The organism is Microcystis sp. T1-4, assembly GCF_000297435.1.
In the GTDB taxonomy this organism is placed as follows: Bacteria; Cyanobacteriota; Cyanobacteriia; order Cyanobacteriales; family Microcystaceae; genus Microcystis.
On record NZ_CAIP01000369.1, the window covers coordinates 1 to 594 of the forward strand.

Genomic DNA, 594 nt, shown 5'->3' on the forward strand with positions numbered 1-594 from the left:
AACATATTTATTCGCTCAAACCAAGCTAGGGACTGCACCTAGTTTTTTACACACAATTCCTGATGGTTTAAAATAGCTTCTGATACCTCAATGAGTAGAAAAGCGATCGCATCTTGATGATCCGCGTCGGTTAAAATGGTTTCGAGGGTGCTAGGGGTGGGAATTTCGTCCCCATCTGCCAACATAAAGGAAATATGACCTTTTAAGGCTTCAGTTGCCATTTTTTTCGCTTCTTCGATGGTTTCTCCTGCGCTAATACAACCCGGAAAGTCATAAAATTGTACCCCATAATCACTATGGTTATCTTTATGAACGGTGGCTAAATAAGTAATCATTGATTTCTCCTTTATCGTAACTTAATACCGGCTTGTTTTTCGATACTGATTAGGGTTTTAAGGGGAATATCCTTTTTAGGGTGAGGAACAGTCACTTTCCCTTTTTTATGGGGATGTTTAAAATGATGATGACTTCCTGTTGTACCTACTTGATACCATCCCTCATCCTTCAGTTTTTTGATAATTTCTCGACTTTCCATAATTGATGATTTCTATTTCACCCCCCTAATTGTTGTAAAATCTGCATCACCTTTTCATA

Annotated in this window: 2 protein-coding genes; both read right to left on the reverse strand. The window is 38.2% G+C overall.

Annotation, left to right across the window (positions count from 1 at the left end; genetic code table 11):
- Positions 1-38 precede the first annotated feature (38 nt).
- Positions 39-335: a type II toxin-antitoxin system HicB family antitoxin gene (locus MICAI_RS17560; RefSeq protein WP_002763050.1), complete on the reverse strand. Its 297-nt coding sequence runs from the start codon at positions 333-335 to the stop codon at positions 39-41.
- Between the two features lie 11 nt (positions 336-346).
- The gene (locus tag MICAI_RS17565) at positions 347-535 is read right to left on the reverse strand and encodes a type II toxin-antitoxin system HicA family toxin (protein WP_002768607.1); all 189 of its coding nucleotides are present in this window, start codon (positions 533-535) and stop codon (positions 347-349) included.
- Between the last annotated feature and the right edge of the window lie 59 nt (positions 536-594).

Bases quoted from the DNA above. Each gene is read 5' to 3' on its own strand.
- MICAI_RS17560 (WP_002763050.1), bottom strand. From the start codon at position 335: ATGATTACTTATTTAGCCACCGTTCATAAAGATAACCATAGTGATTAT.
- MICAI_RS17565 (WP_002768607.1), bottom strand. From the start codon at position 535: ATGGAAAGTCGAGAAATTATCAAAAAACTGAAGGATGAGGGATGGTAT.